This is a genomic window from Bradyrhizobium yuanmingense (assembly GCF_029167105.1).
In the GTDB taxonomy this organism is placed as follows: domain Bacteria; phylum Pseudomonadota; class Alphaproteobacteria; order Rhizobiales; family Xanthobacteraceae; genus Bradyrhizobium; species Bradyrhizobium yuanmingense_A.
Genome location: NZ_JARFML010000007.1, coordinates 1 through 17,998 on the forward strand (window position 1 = coordinate 1; position 17,998 = coordinate 17,998).

At 62.1% G+C, this 17,998-nt stretch carries 25 protein-coding genes and 3 tRNA genes; 15 read left to right on the top strand and 13 right to left on the bottom strand.

Annotated features, from left to right (window positions below; all coding sequences use genetic code 11):
• Positions 1 to 121: 121 nt before the first annotated feature.
• A complete protein-coding gene (locus P0R31_RS10865; RefSeq protein ID WP_275514075.1) occupies positions 122 to 424 on the bottom strand; it encodes a hypothetical protein in 303 nt (100 codons plus the stop codon).
• Between the two features lie 170 nt (positions 425 to 594).
• On the bottom strand, positions 595 to 1,557 hold the full coding sequence (locus tag P0R31_RS10870; protein ID WP_275514076.1) for a tetratricopeptide repeat protein: 963 nt from the start codon (positions 1,555 to 1,557) through the stop codon (positions 595 to 597).
• Between the two features lie 278 nt (positions 1,558 to 1,835).
• Between P0R31_RS10870 and P0R31_RS10875 the strand changes: the two genes are divergently transcribed.
• The 6 genes from P0R31_RS10875 (at position 1,836) to P0R31_RS10900 (ending at position 4,337) form a co-directional block, all read left to right on the top strand.
• Positions 1,836 to 2,801, top strand: coding sequence for a phage major capsid protein (locus tag P0R31_RS10875; protein ID WP_275514077.1), 966 nt, complete (start codon positions 1,836 to 1,838; stop codon positions 2,799 to 2,801).
• A 24-nt stretch (positions 2,802 to 2,825) separates the two neighbouring features.
• A complete protein-coding gene (locus P0R31_RS10880; RefSeq protein WP_275514078.1) occupies positions 2,826 to 3,044 on the top strand; it encodes a hypothetical protein in 219 nt (72 codons plus the stop codon).
• A complete protein-coding gene (locus tag P0R31_RS10885; protein ID WP_275514079.1) occupies positions 3,041 to 3,247 on the top strand; it encodes a hypothetical protein in 207 nt (68 codons plus the stop codon). Before P0R31_RS10880 ends, P0R31_RS10885 begins: the two co-directional genes overlap by 4 nt.
• A gap of 103 nt (positions 3,248 to 3,350) precedes the next feature.
• On the top strand, positions 3,351 to 3,614 hold the full coding sequence (locus tag P0R31_RS10890; RefSeq protein ID WP_275514080.1) for a hypothetical protein: 264 nt from the start codon (positions 3,351 to 3,353) through the stop codon (positions 3,612 to 3,614).
• Between the two features lie 3 nt (positions 3,615 to 3,617).
• The gene (locus P0R31_RS10895) at positions 3,618 to 3,794 is read left to right on the top strand and encodes a hypothetical protein (protein ID WP_275514081.1); all 177 of its coding nucleotides are present in this window, start codon (positions 3,618 to 3,620) and stop codon (positions 3,792 to 3,794) included.
• Positions 3,795 to 3,992: 198 nt separating this feature from the next.
• Positions 3,993 to 4,337 (top strand): hypothetical protein, encoded by a 345-nt coding sequence (locus P0R31_RS10900; protein ID WP_275514082.1) that lies wholly within the window; start codon positions 3,993 to 3,995, stop codon positions 4,335 to 4,337.
• 93 nt (positions 4,338 to 4,430) lie between these two features.
• Here the strand turns inward: P0R31_RS10900 and P0R31_RS10905 are convergent, their stop codons facing one another.
• The 4 genes from P0R31_RS10905 to P0R31_RS10920 form a co-directional block, all read right to left on the bottom strand.
• Complete coding sequence (locus tag P0R31_RS10905) at positions 4,431 to 4,730, bottom strand: hypothetical protein (protein ID WP_275514083.1); 300 nt, start codon at positions 4,728 to 4,730, stop codon at positions 4,431 to 4,433.
• 636 nt (positions 4,731 to 5,366) lie between these two features.
• Positions 5,367 to 6,338: a DUF4238 domain-containing protein gene (locus tag P0R31_RS10910; protein WP_275514084.1), complete on the bottom strand. Its 972-nt coding sequence runs from the start codon at positions 6,336 to 6,338 to the stop codon at positions 5,367 to 5,369.
• Positions 6,339 to 6,355: 17 nt separating this feature from the next.
• Positions 6,356 to 6,781 carry a hypothetical protein gene (locus P0R31_RS10915; RefSeq protein ID WP_275514085.1) on the bottom strand — a complete coding sequence of 142 codons (426 nt, stop codon included), beginning with the start codon at positions 6,779 to 6,781 and terminating at the stop codon, positions 6,356 to 6,358.
• A 9-nt stretch (positions 6,782 to 6,790) separates the two neighbouring features.
• Positions 6,791 to 7,015: a hypothetical protein gene (locus tag P0R31_RS10920; RefSeq protein WP_275514086.1), complete on the bottom strand. Its 225-nt coding sequence runs from the start codon at positions 7,013 to 7,015 to the stop codon at positions 6,791 to 6,793.
• Between the two features lie 70 nt (positions 7,016 to 7,085).
• Here P0R31_RS10920 and P0R31_RS10925 point away from each other — a divergent pair, with 70 nt between their 5' ends.
• Complete coding sequence (locus P0R31_RS10925; RefSeq protein WP_275514087.1) at positions 7,086 to 7,532, top strand: hypothetical protein; 447 nt, start codon at positions 7,086 to 7,088, stop codon at positions 7,530 to 7,532.
• Positions 7,533 to 7,822: 290 nt separating this feature from the next.
• Here P0R31_RS10925 and P0R31_RS10930 read toward each other — a convergent pair.
• Positions 7,823 to 7,897: transfer RNA gene (locus P0R31_RS10930), tRNA-Thr, on the bottom strand.
• A gap of 171 nt (positions 7,898 to 8,068) precedes the next feature.
• Complete coding sequence (locus P0R31_RS10935) at positions 8,069 to 8,563, bottom strand: hypothetical protein (protein ID WP_275514088.1); 495 nt, start codon at positions 8,561 to 8,563, stop codon at positions 8,069 to 8,071.
• Positions 8,564 to 8,845: 282 nt separating this feature from the next.
• On the opposite strand from P0R31_RS10935, the gene P0R31_RS10940 reads away from it, so the two are divergent.
• Both P0R31_RS10940 and P0R31_RS10945 read left to right on the top strand, forming a co-directional pair.
• The gene (locus P0R31_RS10940; RefSeq protein ID WP_275514089.1) at positions 8,846 to 9,328 is read left to right on the top strand and encodes a hypothetical protein; all 483 of its coding nucleotides are present in this window, start codon (positions 8,846 to 8,848) and stop codon (positions 9,326 to 9,328) included.
• A gap of 40 nt (positions 9,329 to 9,368) precedes the next feature.
• Positions 9,369 to 9,881 (top strand): hypothetical protein, encoded by a 513-nt coding sequence (locus tag P0R31_RS10945; RefSeq protein ID WP_275514090.1) that lies wholly within the window; start codon positions 9,369 to 9,371, stop codon positions 9,879 to 9,881.
• A 260-nt stretch (positions 9,882 to 10,141) separates the two neighbouring features.
• Here the strand turns inward: P0R31_RS10945 and rlmB are convergent, their stop codons facing one another.
• Entirely contained in the window at positions 10,142 to 10,972 is an 831-nt protein-coding gene (gene rlmB / locus P0R31_RS10950) for a 23S rRNA (guanosine(2251)-2'-O)-methyltransferase RlmB (protein ID WP_275514091.1), read from the bottom strand.
• Between the two features lie 207 nt (positions 10,973 to 11,179).
• Here rlmB and P0R31_RS10955 point away from each other — a divergent pair.
• Both P0R31_RS10955 and P0R31_RS10960 read left to right on the top strand, forming a co-directional pair.
• A tRNA-Tyr gene (locus P0R31_RS10955) sits at positions 11,180 to 11,265 on the top strand.
• A 94-nt stretch (positions 11,266 to 11,359) separates the two neighbouring features.
• Positions 11,360 to 11,602 (top strand): GIY-YIG nuclease family protein, encoded by a 243-nt coding sequence (locus P0R31_RS10960; protein ID WP_275514092.1) that lies wholly within the window; start codon positions 11,360 to 11,362, stop codon positions 11,600 to 11,602.
• Between the two features lie 20 nt (positions 11,603 to 11,622).
• Here P0R31_RS10960 and P0R31_RS10965 read toward each other — a convergent pair whose 3' ends face one another.
• Together P0R31_RS10965 and P0R31_RS10970 are read right to left on the bottom strand one after the other, a co-directional pair.
• Entirely contained in the window at positions 11,623 to 12,654 is a 1,032-nt protein-coding gene (locus P0R31_RS10965; protein WP_275514093.1) for an LLM class flavin-dependent oxidoreductase, read from the bottom strand.
• A gap of 106 nt (positions 12,655 to 12,760) precedes the next feature.
• Positions 12,761 to 14,818 carry an ATP-dependent helicase gene (locus tag P0R31_RS10970; RefSeq protein ID WP_275514094.1) on the bottom strand — a complete coding sequence of 686 codons (2,058 nt, stop codon included), beginning with the start codon at positions 14,816 to 14,818 and terminating at the stop codon, positions 12,761 to 12,763.
• 122 nt (positions 14,819 to 14,940) lie between these two features.
• Here P0R31_RS10970 and P0R31_RS10975 point away from each other — a divergent pair, with 122 nt between their 5' ends.
• Positions 14,941 to 15,531 (top strand): TMEM175 family protein, encoded by a 591-nt coding sequence (locus P0R31_RS10975; protein ID WP_275514268.1) that lies wholly within the window; start codon positions 14,941 to 14,943, stop codon positions 15,529 to 15,531.
• A gap of 3 nt (positions 15,532 to 15,534) precedes the next feature.
• Here P0R31_RS10975 and P0R31_RS10980 read toward each other — a convergent pair whose 3' ends face one another.
• Positions 15,535 to 15,915 (bottom strand): YciI family protein, encoded by a 381-nt coding sequence (locus P0R31_RS10980; RefSeq protein ID WP_275514095.1) that lies wholly within the window; start codon positions 15,913 to 15,915, stop codon positions 15,535 to 15,537.
• 208 nt (positions 15,916 to 16,123) lie between these two features.
• Here P0R31_RS10980 and P0R31_RS10985 point away from each other — a divergent pair, with 208 nt between their 5' ends.
• The 3 genes from P0R31_RS10985 (at position 16,124) to P0R31_RS10995 (ending at position 16,965) form a co-directional block, all read left to right on the top strand.
• On the top strand, positions 16,124 to 16,309 hold the full coding sequence (locus P0R31_RS10985; RefSeq protein WP_275514096.1) for a hypothetical protein: 186 nt from the start codon (positions 16,124 to 16,126) through the stop codon (positions 16,307 to 16,309).
• 27 nt (positions 16,310 to 16,336) lie between these two features.
• Positions 16,337 to 16,540, top strand: a complete 204-nt coding sequence (locus tag P0R31_RS10990; protein WP_275514097.1) for a hypothetical protein — start codon at positions 16,337 to 16,339, stop codon at positions 16,538 to 16,540.
• Between the two features lie 351 nt (positions 16,541 to 16,891).
• A tRNA-Gly gene (locus tag P0R31_RS10995) sits at positions 16,892 to 16,965 on the top strand.
• Between the two features lie 69 nt (positions 16,966 to 17,034).
• Here the strand turns inward: P0R31_RS10995 and P0R31_RS11000 are convergent.
• Positions 17,035 to 17,898: a formate/nitrite transporter family protein gene (locus P0R31_RS11000; protein ID WP_275514098.1), complete on the bottom strand. Its 864-nt coding sequence runs from the start codon at positions 17,896 to 17,898 to the stop codon at positions 17,035 to 17,037.
• Positions 17,899 to 17,998 lie beyond the last annotated feature (100 nt).

A 17,998-nucleotide genomic window follows, 5' to 3' on the forward strand; every position in this document is an offset into this window, starting at 1 on the left:
CCCCTCCCCCCATACCCCCCCTGCTGCTGGAAGGGGGCGCGGTGCTGGTAGCACCGCGCCCTCCCAGCAGGGGGAGGTCGGGGTAAGGGAGAAACTTTGAAATGCTGACGCGACTTCCCGCTCACCTTTTCCACTTCGTCGGAACGTCGGTCGTCGAAATCAATGGGGCGCGTCGACAGGCGCGCCCGACAACTTCGAAAAGGAACAATGGATCGTGAGTGCCAGGGCTCGCACGGCAACCCAGCGGAAACAGGATCAGCGCCAGCGCGAGCGGCTCGGCGAGTACATCGTCGCCTGCCGTGTCGGGCTGGATGTCGTCGACCTCTTGGTGGACAAGGGATACTTGCAAATGCACGAAAGCGAAAATCGTGCGCGGATCGCCGAAGCGTTCGCGCAGTGGGTCGAAGATATGGCCGACGCTCACGCGCGCTAGGGCGTGTACTCTCATAAACGCTTGCCGCGGATCAGCGCGTCGATGTCTGCTCTACGCCCGACAGCGGCGGAATAGCGGACATCCCTTAACCGCGCGGCTTGGGGCCAAAAAGCCGGACACACGTCCGACGAGAGCGAGCTAAACCGGCGCCGGTATGTAACCTAGGGCGCCGGCACGCCCAACGACTTGAGTCCGTCCATGGCATTCGCGTTCTTTGGATCAATCGCCAGCGCCGCCTTGAAGTCGGCAACCGCTTCATTGCTTTTGCCAAGGCTCTGGTAAGCAGTACCACGCCACGCCAGCGCAGTGCTCGATCGCGGCACGACCCTTAACACCGCGTCGAAATCGGCGATCGCGTCTTGATAGTGACCGAGACGCAACGACGCGTAGCCGCGTCCAAGATTGGAGTCGGCAGCTTCGCGCGGGATTGGAATTGAATAGCCGAGAGCGAGAGCCAGAGCCTTGTCATAGTCGGCCTTGGCCTCCTTGAACTTGCCGAGACGGTTGTAAGCACTGCCGCGCTCGCGATAATAGCGCCAGACTTGAGAGTTCCGTCGTATCGCCTCGCTGTACAGTTCGGCCGATTTTTCATGCTGCCCGAGCTCTGCATAGACTTCGCCTTCGCCGAACGGGAAGGTGCCGTCGCTAGGAACAAGTTCGCCACCCTTGCGGAAATCGGCCAGCGCATCGTCGTAACGTCCGCGCCTGATAAGATAGAAGCCGCGCTTGGCATAGAAGGAGGGATCAAGCGGCTCGATCTGCAAGGAGGCGTTGTAGTCGGCCTCAGCGCGGTCGTACTGTTTCAAATCCTCATAGGCGAAGGCCCGCTGGCGGAGCAGGGCGCGGCGAGCGTCGGCGCCATACGAGCTCTCCTCCAATCCTTGGGTGTAAAGGTCAACCGCACGCTGGTAGTCATGTGAGCGCTTGGCCTGACGGGCGCGCTTGTTAAGGGCCGTCAGCGAATCGTCAGTCGTCAGGACCTCGTCGCTAGGCGGAGGTCCATTCAAGAGGCTTGCGAGTCGCCACTGATGCCAAAAATGCAGGGCAGAACGCAGAATGCCCGCAGACATCACGATCATGAGAATGAACGCGGCGATTACAATGATCCAGCGGCGGGGCGTCATGGCGGTAAGTCTAAGCGCGACTGGTAAACAAGCAAGCAACACTTTAAGGTTGAGTAACGATGGATCCCCAAAGCGGGAAAGCATCTGCTCGGGTTGAGCTTTACCGCTTTTGACCCGAGGCGGCTGAGTCACGCGTGACAGTTTTAGGTTTTGCGGCTGCTAATATTCGCGGCATGACCCATAAACCAGTTACTATTCGCCCCCGCCCCGGCGCCCTCGGCGCTCCGAAACATCTCCCGTTTGTCCGGGCCGCCTTCGCGGTCGCGCAAGGGAGGGCGATGGGCGTCGACACCGATCAAGTCCTGGAACGCCTTGGGTGCGAGGTGGCCCCCCTGATCTTGAACCGCGCCAACGCGACGCCCGGCTCGACCACGACGACCGGTTGGGCTGCAGAACTCGCAGAACAGAGTTTCGGCGCGTTCCTGGCGGACCTTGGCGCCTACAGCGGGGCCTCGCGTTTGATCGCGCAGGCTGTCCCGGCTCGCCTGGGCACGAGTGTGTCGGCCGTCTATCCCGCCCGCACCGGTGCCCCTGTCGCGCCTGCATGGGTTTCCGAGAGCGGCGCGATCCCGATCCGCTCGGCTGCATTCAGCAACGTCGAGATTGGCCCGGCGCGCGAGATGGCTCACATCATCGCGTGGAGCCGCGAACTCGGCAAGCGCTCCGACGCCATCGCGATTTTTGAGCGGATGCTTCGCGAAGATGTCGCCGCCGGCATCGATGCCGCGTTCTTCGCAACGACCGCCGGCTCGGCATCGGCCCATGAGGGCCTGTTGCACGGCGTCTCGCCGATCACTGCCTCGATCGCTGCGGGCAAGGCCGGTGCCGAGGATGATCTCGCCGCGCTAGCCTCCGCCGTTGCGACTGGCGGGTCCGGCGCCGTCACCTTCATAGCGGCCCCGGCGCGACTTGCGCGGTTGCGCATCATCGCACCAGAACTTGCGGCCCGCATCGACATGGTGCCGAGCGCCGCCCTGCCGGCCGATCGCGTGATCGCGGCCGACGGCGCGGGACTGCTCGTCGCGATCGATGAAGCGCCGGACATTGTTGAGGGCAGCGACGGCGTCGTTCACATGAGCGATACGCCGTTGGAGATCGTCAACGACACAGGCCCGACCACGGCAGACCCCGTGCGCAGCTTCTGGCAGACTGCGACTGTCGCGCTGCGCATCATGCATGATCTTGCCTTTGCAAAGCGCCGCTCGACGGCGGTGGCTTATGTCGACGGGGCGGATTGGACGTGATTGACGAAACTCATAAGCGGGAGAATGGTGGTGGTGACACAAGCAGACCTGGAAAATTTCGCTGGTATGATCGGCGAGGAAGTTGGCCGCGCGCAGAAAACCGAGCGCGAGCAAATCGAACGTCAATTCGAGCGGATGCGCCGCAGGATCGCCGATCTCGAAGCGATGATTGCGACGCCGCGACGTTCTGCTACGACGCCGGCTGAGAACACTGCTAGTCTGATCGCAGGCCGCGCGTCATGATCGAAAGCCAAGTTGCAAGCGAAGCCGCCGATAAGATCTTTCGGTTTCTCTCGGCGCACATGACGCCGCAGGTCGTCGCCGACGCCATGATCGTCGCTGCCGTCGCCGAGATGGTCGCCGCCGTCGGCCGCCCCGGAGCAGCCGACATGCTGCGGCGACTTGCTGATCGCGTCGAAGCCGAAAAGCCGCCCGCTGTTCATTGACCGGGGGGCGGCGAGTAAAATCTAGACGCGGCGGCCCCCGCGACCGGTCCGGGGGTCCAAATGGAGAGGCCGCAGGTATCCCGAGATGGTGGAAAACACAGTTATGAACGCCTCCAAGCCCGGCCCGTCCGGCGCCAAACGCCGCGTCATCAGGTTTGAACGCAAGCGGCAAGCTTTGCTCGGCAACCAGCGTGCGGTCACGCATGGCCGTACCACCGCAGCAGCCAAAGCGGCCCGCCTGGAGGCCCTGAAAGAGCACCAGTCTGCCGAGAAGGCACGTTCGGACACCTGGGCCAGGACCGTCCCGCAGACCGACTACGGCGCGATCGTCGATCAGTTGCGCGCCCTTCGGCGTGCGAAGCGGTAGCGAATGAGCGGCAATTCGGAGAATAATTTCCCGATCGGGATTCGGATTCCAGATTCGCGCAGGGCGGCCCTGGAGCGGGCCGCCGCGATGCGCGGGCTGTCGGTCGCCTCGTTCGTCGAGTTGCTGGTTGATCGCGCGCTGGCCGAGGCTGAGGCGCAGAAGTCGGCTGTTGGTGGCTAAGCAGAATCCTCTGCTCAGTCAGAGCATTGCCGGTTTTGACCCTAAGCAGACCAGAGATCGATCTTGTGGTAAGGCTTTCCCAGTCCAATTTCGTCGAACGGGTCAGCCTGCGATGCACAACATTCGTCGCCTTTCAGTCCTGCAATTTCTCGCAGCATCAGCAATTGCTCACGGTTCGCAGCGAAGCGAGAACTGCGCATGACGGAATTTTGGGCGATCACTTCAGAGTACGCCCGTCAGCCTCAGGTGCAGGTCTGGTTTCTTGTCGGCGTCATCGTCGGCTCGATCTTCGGCCTCTACTTTCGGAAAAGCGCTGGGCCGCCGATAATCAGCGCATTAGTGTTTCTAGCTCTCTTGTTGCCCGCGCGGTTCTTGACGCCGCCGACGTGGTTCACCATCACCTACGCTATCCTTTTTGTCCTGACGGGTTTCGTTGGCTTCTGCGCCGGTTGGCTACCCGGACTATTGCTTGGTCACGTTTGGGGCTTGGTATTGGACCGCACCAAGGGACGGGCAGCATCCCAGCCACCACACGATGACTAGCCACGCAGACGAGACTCGCCCAAACCGACGTGAATGACCCGAAGCGGAAGTTCAGTGGGACGCCTTCCAGCTACGGCGCCGTGCCAAGTGCTCTTACTGACGCGATGACCGTCCTAGCGCGCTCGGGATCAAACCGGCCAAGGCCCATGTGGACGGACTAGCCCATTCGAGATACTTCATCAGAGCCTCGTCGGTCGCATTGTCGCGAACCATGGCGGCGATAGTACCAACATAGCCATCGTATTCATCGGCGGGACATCCGCCAATTGGGTCCCACTGCTGATTCAAAATATCTCTGATCTGACCGCGCCAGATTCGAGAGGCTTCTTTGTCTATTGCCATAGACCCGATCCTCACTTGATTGGCGGCATCTTTCACCATCTCATAGGACATGTTGCCTCATTCAATGGCCGCACGTATGGGGCTGATTTACCGCCCGATCTTCTTGATGCAAGTGGGCTCGCCGCTGGGGTGAGGCGTGCAATCCCAGTCCGGTCCAAAGCCCGCATTGGAGTTCCGCTGTGGCAGAAATGGGTTATAAATGACAACTGTCGCAAAGATGGCGACTGCAATAAATGCTGACACCAGCATCCATACAATGCCTGCACGATCCGGACTCCAGTGGAGTTGCCGAATGGATCGATGTTTTCTTGGATTGGGATGCTTCACAGCCGAACCATCGATTGCATGCGATCTGCACTAACGCTTTCGATTATGTTGATCACAACTTAAGCGGTAATCTTCCAAATCGCACGCCAAGCACGCGCTCACAATTAACAGATCGTTGCTGGAGACTTTACAGGCGGCTGATGTCCGGAATTGGCCCTTAACGGCCCTGCCGCGATACCCGCATTGACGCCCGCTGCTGAGGGAAAGCGGACATTCGGGCCGTGCCGTACTCGCGACGTTCTTCGCCGAGCTGTCGAGGTACGAGGTGCTCGGCATCGGCATCATCGGTCGCGTCGTCGCCAAGGTGTAGCGCCAGCACCTCGCCCCGCGCACGGGGGGCAACGTCAGCAGCAAGTACGGCTAACTGCCCCTCGCTCGCCGAAAGAGGAGATCATTCACTAATTCTGCGCCTCGGCGCGGCTTCTCATTGTCCCGACGAGAGTAGGTGAACTCTGTATCGTGCGCGTAAACTTGACGCTCGGCATACGCCACAACCGCGCCATTCACGCGGGCAACGTTTTCCTCCGTCAACTCGATCTCATCCTCTTCAAGCTCGAAAGCTCCGACAACCGCCAGACGCCTGCCGACAGGGAAAATGATTTCGGTGCCAGCGACACCATGCCCCGGTCCGTAAAACTTCCCTCGCATTTTTGGATCGGAAAACATCAAGCAAACAGGATGATCAGAGGTGATGAAGCCGCTTGAATCGGCGGGAGGAGTGAGGCTGACCCACTTGCGTTTGAACAAGGTGGGAAGGATGGCGTCAAAACCCTTCAATTCGCTGGCTATGTGGAATCCCGTGTTGAGCTCGATCCGATATTCTTTCCTGCGAACAAAATCCCGCATCTCCTCATGAGAGACGTGCTTTGAGTCGCTCGTAATGTAACCCCTCTCGCGCATCTTTTTTTGTTGTGCTTGCCATCTATCCTTGTCGGCGGTGACGAGGTTCATCATTTGGTTGAGAACCTGCTCATTGAATTCACGGAATGTCTCGCGAAATCGCGGGTTTCGAATTGCAATGAGCCCGAGGAAATTGAATAGTATAGTTCGATCTTCTGCGTTTCGCAGATTGCGGGCCTGAAGCACGCGATTGAGTGCAGGACCAAGCTCACCTTCAAAGGCAGCCATTATTTGCTCGAAGACATCCGGGGCGTGGCCGTCGATTTCGACCCGGTTGAAATCTTGCTCCACGGCGATGTTGAGAATGTTAGACGTGAACGATTTGCCGTCTCGATCAAACACCACAACTTGGTGTGTCTTGCCCCGCTTTTTCGGTCGGCTAAAGCCCTTGAGATAGCATTGCGGCAGAAAATGATGCCGACGAGCGACCATCAACTTTCTTCCTATGATCATTTGTTGAAGTAAGCCAAAACACCAAAGATGCTGCCGATCAGAGCTAGTCCCAAGGTAACTCTGTTCGCCCAGTAATCCCAATCAGCCTTTTGCTCTGCCCGGATATCAGCCCGCAGCTTTTGAGCCGCCGCCGCCGTCAAGTAGCGTTCTTCGGGAGCGGTAGCATAGGGATGCAGCTGCCAATCCTCTTCCTTCGTTGGAATAGGAACGTGATATCTGACTGCCTGATCCAAAAGATATTTGGATCGAAACATGTCCAGCATGGTGGATTGGAAATTTAGCGCTTTGCCTGCCGAGTATTTGGAAAAATTAGTGCCGTCTGGGTCTGGCTCATCTGGCGTCTGATCGTATGATCGGCGCGCCGCATGGTGCCCTTTCAGAAATTTCCTTAGCGCCCAACGATACCGAAGCTCATCAAACATGCCCCACCTTCACCGGTTTTGAACTTCCTTAAAAACCCTTTCCATTGCTTCGATGACGGTCCGGATTTGAGCCTGCCCTACCACGATCCACACATCATCCTCTTCATCCCATGCGCGGCGACGCCTGATCACGAGGTCACCATCCGGGTTACTGTAGACGGCAATGGCGTCCTGCTGGCGCACGACTACAGCGTCTGCGTCTTGCCAGCTAAAATCTTCGCTGTTGTCATTCATGGCTTTGACCTTTGCGAATCGGGGAGGCGCACACGATGGCACAATGCAGGGTAGTGATACGAGGATTGGGATGTTTTTCCCGGTTATTCACAGTCGTGCCTGGATCAAGGTCAAGAAACGGGCGCATCCAGCGTTCGCCCGCATGCTAGTTACAGAACGCTGGAGACGGATCGAACCAAAGGAGCCGAAACTCATGCCGCAGCCCGATTATGACCTGGATGATCCCGACGAGGTGTGGGACCATGTGCAGGCAACGATACTCGATGCCGTGAACCCGAAGGACCTCGAAACACCGCAACTCTATGCCGCGATCGCCGTGCGACTCCTGCCCGAAATTCCAAAACTCCAGGCCGTGCAGCTCGCGCTTCAACTGTTCATAGATCAACACGGCGAGGCGAATGAGTTTCTCGAAGAAGCCTCCGTCGAGAATGCAAAGATACTCTTGGACGACATCGAAACGAACCTGCCGCCGCACGCTCCGGGATTCGCGAAAAATCCGCCAACGCTCGGAGATTGAGAGAACGGGGCTGCGAGGGGGCGCCGATCTCCTGGACGCTTACAGCCGCAACAATGATCCGGCCAGCTGTCGCGCGGCTCTCGGCAGAATGGCTGAGGTCGCGAGTAGACACGTGCCGACGCCAAATTCACATCCAAGAGGTGCACCTCTTGGCGTTCGGTCCAAGGTGCACGCCACTAATCGCAAGTGCACCCAAATGTGCACCCAAATCGGGCTTTCGCTGATTTCCTGCGCCGAGGGATTAGAAGGCTAAAAATTCAGAAAACGCCTGTATTGCAGGGGGTTTCTGCTGGTGCCGGCTGAGGGGATTGAACCCCCGACCTTCGGTTTACAAAACCGCTGCTCTACCGCTGAGCTAAGCCGGCGATGCCTCAAGAGGCAGGGACGGAGCTCGGCTCGCGCCGGGGCCGTCCACCCGTGCGCGCCGCAATACCAGACTTGATCGGAAAGTGCCAGAAGCGGGAGGACGTCGTCGCAGGACGCGAATCGGGCGGCCGCGCGGGCCGCCCGATGTGTCGCGGTCGGCTCAAGCGGCCTTACTGGCAGAGTTGCCGGCGGCCGTCTGCGCCCTTGAACCAGGTGCCGGGCGTACAGACGAAGCCATTGCGTTCGGCGTAGCTGCGCCTGTCCCAGCTACGATTGTCCCAGCCGCGGTCCCACGAATTGTCATAGGCGTAGGAATTGTCCCAGCCGCGGAATGGTGCGGTGGCAATCGCACCGGCGGTGCCGATCGCAGCGCCTGCAACGCCGGCCGCCGCGCCCGCTGCGCCAGCCGCAACGTCGGTCGGCCAGAAGCCGGTGGGGCTCCTGTTCCAGTCGTTATTCCAGTCGCGGTTCGCCTGACGATAGGCCGCGCGGCGATGGCGATAGCCGCTCTCGGTGGTGGCCTGTCCCGGTCCGAAAGTCTGGCAGTTGGCGTTTGGGAATTGCGCCGAGCAGCGGCCCTGATTGTTGACGACGGTCTGCGCCATGGCAGAGCCTGCCAGCATGGTCGCTGCGATCGCCGTGGCCCCGAGAAGCTTGATGGTCATGGTTGTTCGCTCCCATTTTGTTGACAGGAGCTAAACGCTGACGGCGCGGGACGTTCCGATGCAACCCTGGGATTTTTCGGGTGCGAGCCGTCAAACCGATGTGAGCAGCGTGAGTGTTCCAGCCGCGCGGTTCCGCGCCGTTAACGCTTCGCTAGCTCGCCGTGCAGCATTTGAGCGGCGCGCAATCCTTGCACGTTAGGCTTACCGGAAATTGGTGAGCAGGCCTTAACTCTCTCTGCGTCGCGATCGGTTAGGTTGCGCCCGGATAACCGGGGTCTCCTCATGCGTGCCGTGGCACTCGCCGCCTTTCTGATCGGACTGCCTGCGACGGCGTTTGCAGCCGGCTTCGAGGTCGTCGTTCCCGGCCGTCCCGGCGTGCCGATCATTATCAACAACATCGATGCGTCCTACGCCGTCGTCGAGGGCACCTGGGGCCTCGGCAAGGGCCAGCAGGTGCAGCCCACGATCTATGGCGGTCGCTATATCGCCGAGCGGCAGCCCGACCACGTCGGCCATTATTATCCGACGCTGGGCTTGCGACCGGGCTACGGCCGGCTCGAGGTCGAGCCGCCGGCGAACCGCAAATTGCCCAAGCCCGCCGAGAGCTACCACCAGAGCTGGGGCGCATCGTCCGCGCCGCTGCCGGTGCAGATGGATCCGCCCGTCGATCCGCCGCCGGTGATCTACGCGCCCGAGATCAACGACCGTCCTCGGCCGCCTCGGCCGCGGCCGCGCACAGAGATCCCCGGCAGGCCGCCGGGTTGAGAACGTCAAAACCAAAAACGGAAATCAACAGGAGAGAGTAATGCGTCAGATGATTTCGGGACTGGTCGCGGCAACTGCCGTGATGTTCGCCGCCACCGCGCCTGCCGCGGCCTGCGGCTTCACCACCTGCGCGCCGATTGCGCCGGTCTATTCCGGCTGCAACACCGGCTGCGGCGGTTACGGCTACGGGTATGGTTACGGCTACGGCACCTATGAGCGTCTCGCCGAACCGACCACGCAATATTACTACGTCAATCAGGGTCCGACCTATACAGGTCCGGGCGCCTTCGCGCCGTATCCGACCTATCGCGAGGACGCGGTCGTCGCGCCCGCCAATTACGGCTATGGCTATGGCTATCGTGCCGCTGCGGTCGCGCCGCCGGCCGCTTATCCCTATCGCCGCCCGTACTTCCGTCCCTATCGCTACGGCTACGGCCCGCGCTACGGCTATCTGCCGCGCGTGCACTACGGCCATGCTCACCGCTACGGCTACGCCCACCGCCATGCGCCGCGTTATTATGGCGGTCACCGCGTGCTGCGCCGCTATTACTGATCTCTGATCGGTCGAGTGAAGAGACGCCCGTTCGCGTGATGCGGACGGGCGTTTTGCTTTATCTTGAAAACAACCCCATGCACAGTAGCCGGCAACAGGGAAATCAAGGACTTGAAGCGCAATGTGCGCGAGATGAGCGAGCATCGCTCATTAGCCCGTTGTTCGAGCCCAGATTTCGGAAAAACAGAGATCTCGAATTGATCCGTCGGGCAAAACAGGGCTAGTATGGCATCGTCCGGATATGCGCGGTGCCCTAAGCGCTAGCGCTTCATCAGCCCCAGCCGGGTCGCGCCGACATAAAGCGAGAGTACGGCCGCATTCGAGACGTTGAGGCTCTTGATCTCGCCTGGCATGTCGAGCCGCGCCACGACGCTGCAGGTCTCGCGCGTCAATTGCCGCAAGCCTTTGCCTTCGGCCCCGAGCACCAACGCGAGCGGCTCGCGCAATGCGACGTTCGAGAGATCCTCGGTACCTTCGCTGTCGAGACCGACCGTCTGGAAGCCGCGCTCGTTCAACGCCGTCAAGGCGCGGGCGAGATTTTGCACCGTGACGACAGGCACAAGCTCCAGCGCGCCGGAGGCGGCCTTGGCGAGCACGCCGGTCGCCTCGGGGCTGTGACGCGCCGTGGTGACGATCGCGTTCACAGCGAAGGCTGCGGCCGAGCGCAGGATGGCACCCACATTGTGGGGATCGGTGATCTGATCCAGCACCAGCACCATGCCTTCCTGCTTGAGCGTCTCGATGTCCGGCGAGGGCAGGGGATCGGCCTCGGCGAGCAGGCCCTGATGCACGGCGTCGGGCGACAGCAGCCGGTCGATCTCCTGGGGACGGACGATCTCGGGCGCGATGGGGGTCGCGATGTTTTCGTCCGCCAGCCGCCGCGCGGCGTTCTCGGTCAGGGTCAGCTTGCGGATCCGCCGCTGCGGGTTGGCGAGCGCCATGGTGACGGTGTGCCAGCCATAGAGAATGACCGGGCCGTCGCCTTGCGAATCACGGTCGCGCCAGGCCGGCCGGCCGGCCGATTTTCCGGGCCTGTTGAAGGGCTTAGCCCCGCCGCGAGCCCCCTTGGGGCCGAATTTTCGATCCTTCATGGGCTCGCTTCTGTCATGGGTTCCGGAATATGGCAATTTCGATGCCTGCGAGGGCGATTTTAGCTGCCTGCCTCGGTTGACTTTGCCCCACCGCTTCGCCCATAAACGCGCCCGGTCGCGCCCCGATCCGGGCTGTCGCGGCCTTCACGTTCCATGGCCGTCTTCGGTCCGCCGGCAAGGTCCGGCCCGATTGTGCTGCCGTCGAGCGGGGGAGTGTCCCGAGTGGCAAAGGGAGCTGACTGTAAATCAGCCGCCTCATGGCTTCGCAGGTTCGAGTCCTGCCTCCCCCACCATCCTGCTTCGCGCTGACGCGCTTCGCAGGATTGTAGCCTTTCACTGCGCGAAGCAGGATGCCCTCCGAAGCCTTGGCGAAGGAGGGCGGCGTCGATGCACTATGTCTATCTTCTGGAGAGCGAAGCGTTCGTAGGTCAGCGTTATATCGGCCTGACGACGAATCTCAAGCAGCGCTTGGCAAACCACAATGCAGGCAAGTCACCGCACAGGTCGAAGTACATGCCCTGGCGACTGGTGACTTACGTGGCCTTCTCGGACATCGCGAAGGCACGTGCGTTTGAGCGTTACTTGAAATCTGGTTCGGGCCACGCCTTCGCGAAGAAGAGACTCTGGTGAGCGAACACGCTCCGAAACCGCTACCCCATCATCTCCCGCACCATCGGCACCACCTTCCGCCCGTAGAGCTCGATGCTCCGCATTAGCTTCTCGTGCGGTAACGGCCCCGCCGAATACTTCAGCTGAAACCGCGAAAGGCCGAGCGCCTTCGCCGTCTTCGCGATCTTGCGCGCCACCGTCTTGGGCGAGCCGACATAGAGCGAGCCGTGCTCGGCCTCGTGGACGAACTCGTCGCGTCCCATCGGCGGCCAGCCGCGCTCCTTGCCGATGCGGTCGCGCATCGCCTTGTAATCGGGCCACAGTTCCTCACGCGCCTGCGCGTCCGTCTCGGCGACGTAGCCCGGCGAATGCACCCCGATCGGCTGGGCCGGGCGGCCGAATTCCTTGAATGCGCGGTGATAGAGCTCGACGTAAGGCGTAAAGCGCGCGGGATCGCCGCCGATGATCGCGAGCATCAGGGGCAGATCGTAATGCGCGGCGCGCACCACCGATTGCGGACTGCCGCCGACGCCGATCCAGGTTTTCAGCTTGCCGTTCTCGACCGGCGGATAGACCAGTTGATCTTTCAGCGGCGGACGCAGCTTGCCTTGCCAGGTGACCGGCTGCTGCGACAAGAGCGCGGCGAACAGATCGAGCTTCTCCTCGAACAGCTCTTCGTATTTGCGCAGGTCGAAGCCGAACAGCGGGAAGGATTCGGTGAACGAGCCGCGGCCGAGGATCACCTCGGCGCGTCCGTTCGAGACCGCATCCAGTGTGGCAAAGCGCTGGAACACGCGGATGGGATCGTCCGAAGACAGCACCGTCACGGCGGAGCCGAGATGGATGCGCTTCGTGCGCGATGCGATCGCCGCGAGCACGGTTTCAGGCGAGGAGATCGCAAAATCGGCGCGGTGATGCTCGCCGAGTCCGATGAAGTCGAGCCCAAGCTCGTCGGCCAGCACCGCCTCGTCGACGACGTTGCGGATCACCTGCGCATGCGGGATCATGTCGCCTGAGGTGTTCCTGGTGACGTCGCCAAAGGTATCCAGTCCGAATTCGAGCGGTGCGGTCATCGATCAAGTCTCTGTGGGAGCATGGACGACACTTAATGGGCAGGTGCACCGTCACAAGGCAGCATTTCGGAAATGCTCGGTTTCCGTTTGCTTGACCGCGGCAGCGCTACCGCCACATCCCGCGCATCCTTGCCCCGATGTCGATCTTCGGCCCCTGCGCCGCGCTGCGCGCGGCGCCGCTTGCTGCCTTCGGCCAGGCCGTGCGCTCGAACAAATAGACCAATTGCTCCGGGATGAAGCGGGTGCGCGAGGCATAGACGTGGCGGTCGCCCCTGGCGGCCTGGCCGTGCACGAAGAAGCGCTGCGGCACGACGAGGTGGAGATCGTCCTTGGCGCGGGTCATCGCGACATAGAGCAGGCGGCGCTCCTCCTCGAGCTCGGCGCTGGTCCCGGCGCCGAGATCGGACGGCATGCAGCCGTCGACGACGTTGAGCACGAACACCGATTTCCACTCCTGGCCCTTGGCGGAGTGGATGGTGGAGAGGATCAGGTAATCCTCGTCGCGCAAGGGTGGACCTGATTTGTCGCTGGTCGCATCCGGCGGATCGAGCGTGAGCTCGGTCAAAAATTTCTCGCGCGAGGCATAGCCGCTCGCGATCTGCTCGAGCTGCATCAGATCGGCGCGGCGCGTCTCGGCATCCTCGTGCATGCGATCGAGGTGCGGCTCATACCAGAGCCGCACCCGTTCGAGGTCGACGGGCCATTCCGAATAGCGCAAGTTCTCGACCGTGCGGACGAAACAGGTCCAGTCCTCGCCCGTGCGCGCCGGCCCCGGCAGCCGGCCGAGCGCGGCGAGCGGGTCGGTGCTCTCCGCCATCTGGTCGAGCACGCGCTGTGCGGTCGCGGGGCCCACGCCTGGCAGCAGGTGCAGGATACGAAAGCCGGCGACGCGGTCGCGCGGATTCTCGGCGAAGCGCAACAGGGCCAGCACGTCCTTGACATGCGCGGCATCGAGGAATTTCAGCCCGCCGAACTTGACGAAGGGGATGTTGCGGCGGGTCAGCTCGATCTCCAGCGGACCCGAATGCGACGAGGTGCGGAACAGCACCGCCTGGTGCTTGAGCAGCGCGCCTTGCTCGCGGTTCGCCAGCACCGCCTCGACGATGTAGCGCGCCTGGTCGGCCTCGTCGTGCACGGTGACGAGCTGCGGCTTTTGCCCGGAAGCGCGGTCGGTCCAGAGGTTCTTGGTGAAGCGCTCGCGGGCGAGGCCGATCACGCCGTTCGCCGCCGACAGCACCGCCTGCGTCGAGCGGTAATTGCGGTCGAGCGTGATCATCTCCGCGCGCGGCGAGAAGCTCTGCGGAAAGTCCAGGATGTTGCGCACGGTGGCGGCGCGGAACGAATAGATCGACTGCGCGTCGTCGCCGACCACGGTGAGGCCGCGTCCGTCGGGCTTGAGCGCCAGCAGGATCGAGGATTGCAGACGGTTGGTGTCCTGATATTCGTCGACCAGCACGTGGTCGAAGCGGCCGCCGATTTCTTCGGCGATCAGCGCATCGCTCATCATCTGCGACCAGTACAGCAGCAAATCGTCGTAATCGAGCACGTGCTGGGCCTGCTTGGCCTCGACATAGGCGGCGAACAGACCCTTCAGCTCGGCGGCCCAGCCCGCGCACCAGGGATAATGCTGGGCGAGCACCTTCTCGATCTCCATCTCGGCATTGACGCAGCGGGAATAGATCGACAGGCAGGTGCCCTTGGCCGGAAAGCGGCTCTCGGTCTTCGACAGGCCGCGCTCGTGCCGAACCAGGTTCATCAGGTCGGCAGAATCCTCGCGGTCATGGATTGTGAAGGCGGGATCGACGCCGATCCGCTCGGCATATTCGCGCAGGAGCCGCGCGCCGATGCCGTGGAAGGTGCCGGCCCAGGTCAGCGCATCGCGCATGATCGCGGCGTTGTTCTCGCCCAGCACCTTGCGCGCGATGCGCTCGACCCTTCCGGCCATTTCCGCGGCCGCGCGGCGGGAGAACGTCATCAGCAGGATGCGGCGGGGATCGGCGCCCGCGACGATCAGATGCGCGACGCGGTGCGCGAGCGTGTTGGTCTTGCCGGAGCCGGCACCGGCGATGACGAGCAGGGGGCCGCCCACGATTGCCCCATCGGCCATGCCATGCTCGACGGCGCGGCGCTGCTCCGCATTGAGCGTGTCCAGATATGTCGCCACGAATCGCCCCGGTGAAAGGATGAGACTCGGCGATCCCGGCGCGAATCGCAATGCGGCTGGACGGAACTGGAATTAGGATTTAGGGGGAAGACGGCCCTTTGGTTCCAGCACCCCATGGCGAGATGACCGAGCTCAAGCCCGAACAATTCGAGATGCGGCGGCTGGAGTCGCTCAGCAACACCATTTTCGGCGTCGCCATGACGCTGCTGGCCTACGACCTGCCGAAGTCGGCGGTGTTCACGAGCGCCCCTGGCTGGAGCGAACTGGCCCATGTCTATTCGGGCAAGCTGGCTGGGCTGGCGCTGAGCTTCATCATCGCGGGCGTGTTCTGGATCAGCCATCACCGCCGACTGGCGCGCCAGCCGATCGGCACTCGTGGCGACGTCATCCTCAATCTGTTCTTCCTGCTCTCGATCGTGCTGCTGCCGGTCACCAACGGCCTCTACACCAACTACGCCATGAGCAGCGCGGTGGCGGTGCTCTACGGCCTGCACCTGACCACGATCGCCGGGCTCAATGCCTTGTTGTGGTGGGCCATCCTGCGCGGCTGGGGCCGCGAGATCATGGCTTCGCTGTTTCCGGTCGCCGTGTTCATCCCGGGCACGATCGTTGCGGCGTTCGCGCCGCAAGCCGCACCCTTCCTTTGGTTCATCGCTTTCGGCGGCATCGTGATCCGGCGCTTCCTTCCCAAGGGGGCCGGGCCGGACGCGTAGGGCTCAGCCGGATGTCGCGCCGAACCCATCGGCCGGCACGTAAAGCTTGACCGGGCGGATCTCGTACACCGCCGTCGGATTGACCGCGCGCAGCTTCCGCGCCGCTTCGATCGCCTCCTCCTCGGAGGCGCATTGCATCAAGTGGAAGCCGAGAAGCTGCTCCTTGGTCTCGGCAAACGGCCCGTCCAGCACCATTCCCGCGCCGGGGCCCCGCAAGGTGCGGGCCTTCCGGGTCTCATCCAGCCGGGCCGCCGGTCCAAACTGCCCGCTGGCCCGCAGCGGCGCCTGAACCTCGATGACTTTGGCGACGACCGCGGCGTCCTGCTCCGGCGTCCAGGACAGGACCTCGTCTTCCACGTGATAGGCCAGGATGGCGTACAGCATCGTCACCTCGTTCTTTTCTGCTTTTGTTTCTGCGCAAGTCCTGAGGACGTGGCATGGCGGCCCGTGCCGACACTCGAAGCAAAATATTGCGTGGCCGGCAAGCGGTGAAACCGTCCTGAAACCCGATTGCGCCCTTGCCACATGAACGCCGCCGGAACGGGTCGCGACTGATGAACCACAAACAACAAGTTCTTTGCTGGAGGCGGCAATGTCGGGTCACACCATCAAGATCATCTGCGACGCGCGGCGGGCGGGACAATCGGAGCCGGCCGATCTGCACGACCAGGCCGGCCACCACCGCTATTACGGCAGCTCGGCCGAGAACGGCGGCGAACGAATTGTCGAGAGCCGGCGCGGCAAACGGCGGCGCGTGCTCGGCATCTTCGGCTTCTGAAGCCTTTCGCCGAGACCGGCGTTCGAAATGGACCTCCTGCAGATATCGATCGCGGCGATTCCGTTCCTGCTCGCGCTGATGAGCCGGACCTCAAAGGCCATCGTCCCCTGCCTTCTGACGAGCCTGTTCACGGTGCTGCTCGGCGAGGCGCCGCATCGCGCGGTCGTGGCCTGGTGCGTCGGCATGCTGATCGCCGCCGTCGCGCTGCGCGAGCGGCTTCGCGCCGGATGACCCGGCCGATCCCATTTCCAAGGAAATCTGAGAGAGAGACATCCAAAGAAAAGGCGCGGCGGGGAAGCCCCGTCGCGCCCGATTTCTTGCTCGCTGGTCCAGGGCTGAGAGCGCCCCGATGCCAAGCCCAATCAAAGCCTAGCGGGCGATCCCAGCGAGGTGACAGCGCTTGAGATAAGACACTGGATCACCTCCTTTCGTTGGTTTCGGAAGTCTCCAATATAGGCGGCGATCCCCTCGCTGTTAAGGGGCGGGCGGTCAAGTCGGAGCCTGCCGTCTGGGCAAAGCCGCGAAAAGCCGCCGACCGGGCAGTTGAGACCGCCGCCGAGCCGTGTTAGGGGATCGCCCGACGCGGGTGTAGCTCAATGGTAGAGCAGCAGCCTTCCAAGCTGAATACGAGGGTTCGATTCCCTTCACCCGCTCCAACACCTGTTGGGTCGATATCCTGGCAGGGCGGTTTGTTCGACAGTCATCTGTGGCGCGTCGTGCAGGCTCTATCGCCTGTGATCGTCAATTTCGGCGGCGACCTGTCCGTAGTTCAGCAGCGCAACCAGGGTCGTTCCGCCCAGGATATTGCCGAGCAGCGTCGGCATGAAGAAGTCGGAGGCATATTGGCTGAACGAGGCCAGGCCGCTCTGCACCAGAAAGGCGCACTCGATCGAGCCGGCGACGATGTGCAAGAACTGGCCGAGTGCGACCACATAGGTCATCACCACGATGATGTGTGCGCGCGAGCCTTTGGCGGCCGGAAGTAGCCAGGCCATCGACGCGATCAGCCAGCCGGCAAAGATGGCCTTGACGAAGGTGGTTGAGAATGTCCCTTCGATCGTCGGCCGGCTGAGATCGATGAAGGCGTCCACGATGCGAGGTTCGAAGATGCTGGTGCGAGCGAGCACGGAGGCAGCTGCCCAGGTCCCTGCGATGTTCGAGGCGAGAACCAGGATCCAGAGCTTGAGCACGCTTGCCAAGGTGCCGAGATCTCTATTGTGCAACAGCGGCAGGATCGGTGTCAGCGTGTTCTCGGTGAAGAGCTGTTGTCGTCCCAGCACGACGACCAGGAAGCCGACGGTATAGCCGAGCGGAGCAACCAAGCGGCGGGTCGCCTCATCCGCGATCAGCGCATGAAGCTCGCCCTGAACGATCAGCGACAGGCTTATCGAAAGGCCGGCGGCAAAACCGGACAGCACGATGGCCCACCATCGCCGCTCCAGTTCCTGCTCGCCTTCGGCGCGGATCGTCTCATGGATCAGCGCGGCGCTTGGCCTGCTCTGCGATTCGATCTGCCTGGTCTGGCGCCGCGACACGCCGTCGAGCTTGGATGCTGGGTTGAATGAGGCACCATCGTCAGGCTGATCCACGCTGCGATCTCCGAAAGAATGATCCCAGTCAAGACTTTCGGATGTCCCATTCAGTTCCGCGTGACGGTGTGCCCTAGCTCGGTGCGATGCAGAGTGCGGA

Bases quoted from the DNA above. Each gene is read 5' to 3' on its own strand.
- P0R31_RS10870 (WP_275514076.1), bottom strand. From the start codon at position 1,557: ATGACGCCCCGCCGCTGGATCATTGTAATCGCCGCGTTCATTCTCATG.
- P0R31_RS10875 (WP_275514077.1), top strand. From the start codon at position 1,836: ATGGGCGTCGACACCGATCAAGTCCTGGAACGCCTTGGGTGCGAGGTG.
- P0R31_RS10880 (WP_275514078.1), top strand. From the start codon at position 2,826: ATGGTGGTGGTGACACAAGCAGACCTGGAAAATTTCGCTGGTATGATC.
- P0R31_RS10885 (WP_275514079.1), top strand. From the start codon at position 3,041: ATGATCGAAAGCCAAGTTGCAAGCGAAGCCGCCGATAAGATCTTTCGG.
- P0R31_RS10890 (WP_275514080.1), top strand. From the start codon at position 3,351: ATGAACGCCTCCAAGCCCGGCCCGTCCGGCGCCAAACGCCGCGTCATC.
- P0R31_RS10895 (WP_275514081.1), top strand. From the start codon at position 3,618: ATGAGCGGCAATTCGGAGAATAATTTCCCGATCGGGATTCGGATTCCA.
- P0R31_RS10900 (WP_275514082.1), top strand. From the start codon at position 3,993: ATGACGGAATTTTGGGCGATCACTTCAGAGTACGCCCGTCAGCCTCAG.
- P0R31_RS10905 (WP_275514083.1), bottom strand. From the start codon at position 4,730: ATGTCCTATGAGATGGTGAAAGATGCCGCCAATCAAGTGAGGATCGGG.
- P0R31_RS10910 (WP_275514084.1), bottom strand. From the start codon at position 6,338: ATGGTCGCTCGTCGGCATCATTTTCTGCCGCAATGCTATCTCAAGGGC.
- P0R31_RS10915 (WP_275514085.1), bottom strand. From the start codon at position 6,781: ATGTTTGATGAGCTTCGGTATCGTTGGGCGCTAAGGAAATTTCTGAAA.
- P0R31_RS10920 (WP_275514086.1), bottom strand. From the start codon at position 7,015: ATGAATGACAACAGCGAAGATTTTAGCTGGCAAGACGCAGACGCTGTA.
- P0R31_RS10925 (WP_275514087.1), top strand. From the start codon at position 7,086: ATGTTTTTCCCGGTTATTCACAGTCGTGCCTGGATCAAGGTCAAGAAA.
- P0R31_RS10935 (WP_275514088.1), bottom strand. From the start codon at position 8,563: ATGACCATCAAGCTTCTCGGGGCCACGGCGATCGCAGCGACCATGCTG.
- P0R31_RS10940 (WP_275514089.1), top strand. From the start codon at position 8,846: ATGCGTGCCGTGGCACTCGCCGCCTTTCTGATCGGACTGCCTGCGACG.
- P0R31_RS10945 (WP_275514090.1), top strand. From the start codon at position 9,369: ATGCGTCAGATGATTTCGGGACTGGTCGCGGCAACTGCCGTGATGTTC.
- rlmB (WP_275514091.1), bottom strand. From the start codon at position 10,972: ATGAAGGATCGAAAATTCGGCCCCAAGGGGGCTCGCGGCGGGGCTAAG.
- P0R31_RS10960 (WP_275514092.1), top strand. From the start codon at position 11,360: ATGCACTATGTCTATCTTCTGGAGAGCGAAGCGTTCGTAGGTCAGCGT.
- P0R31_RS10965 (WP_275514093.1), bottom strand. From the start codon at position 12,654: ATGACCGCACCGCTCGAATTCGGACTGGATACCTTTGGCGACGTCACC.
- P0R31_RS10975 (WP_275514268.1), top strand. From the start codon at position 14,941: ATGACCGAGCTCAAGCCCGAACAATTCGAGATGCGGCGGCTGGAGTCG.
- P0R31_RS10980 (WP_275514095.1), bottom strand. From the start codon at position 15,915: ATGCTGTACGCCATCCTGGCCTATCACGTGGAAGACGAGGTCCTGTCC.
- P0R31_RS10985 (WP_275514096.1), top strand. From the start codon at position 16,124: ATGTCGGGTCACACCATCAAGATCATCTGCGACGCGCGGCGGGCGGGA.
- P0R31_RS10990 (WP_275514097.1), top strand. From the start codon at position 16,337: ATGGACCTCCTGCAGATATCGATCGCGGCGATTCCGTTCCTGCTCGCG.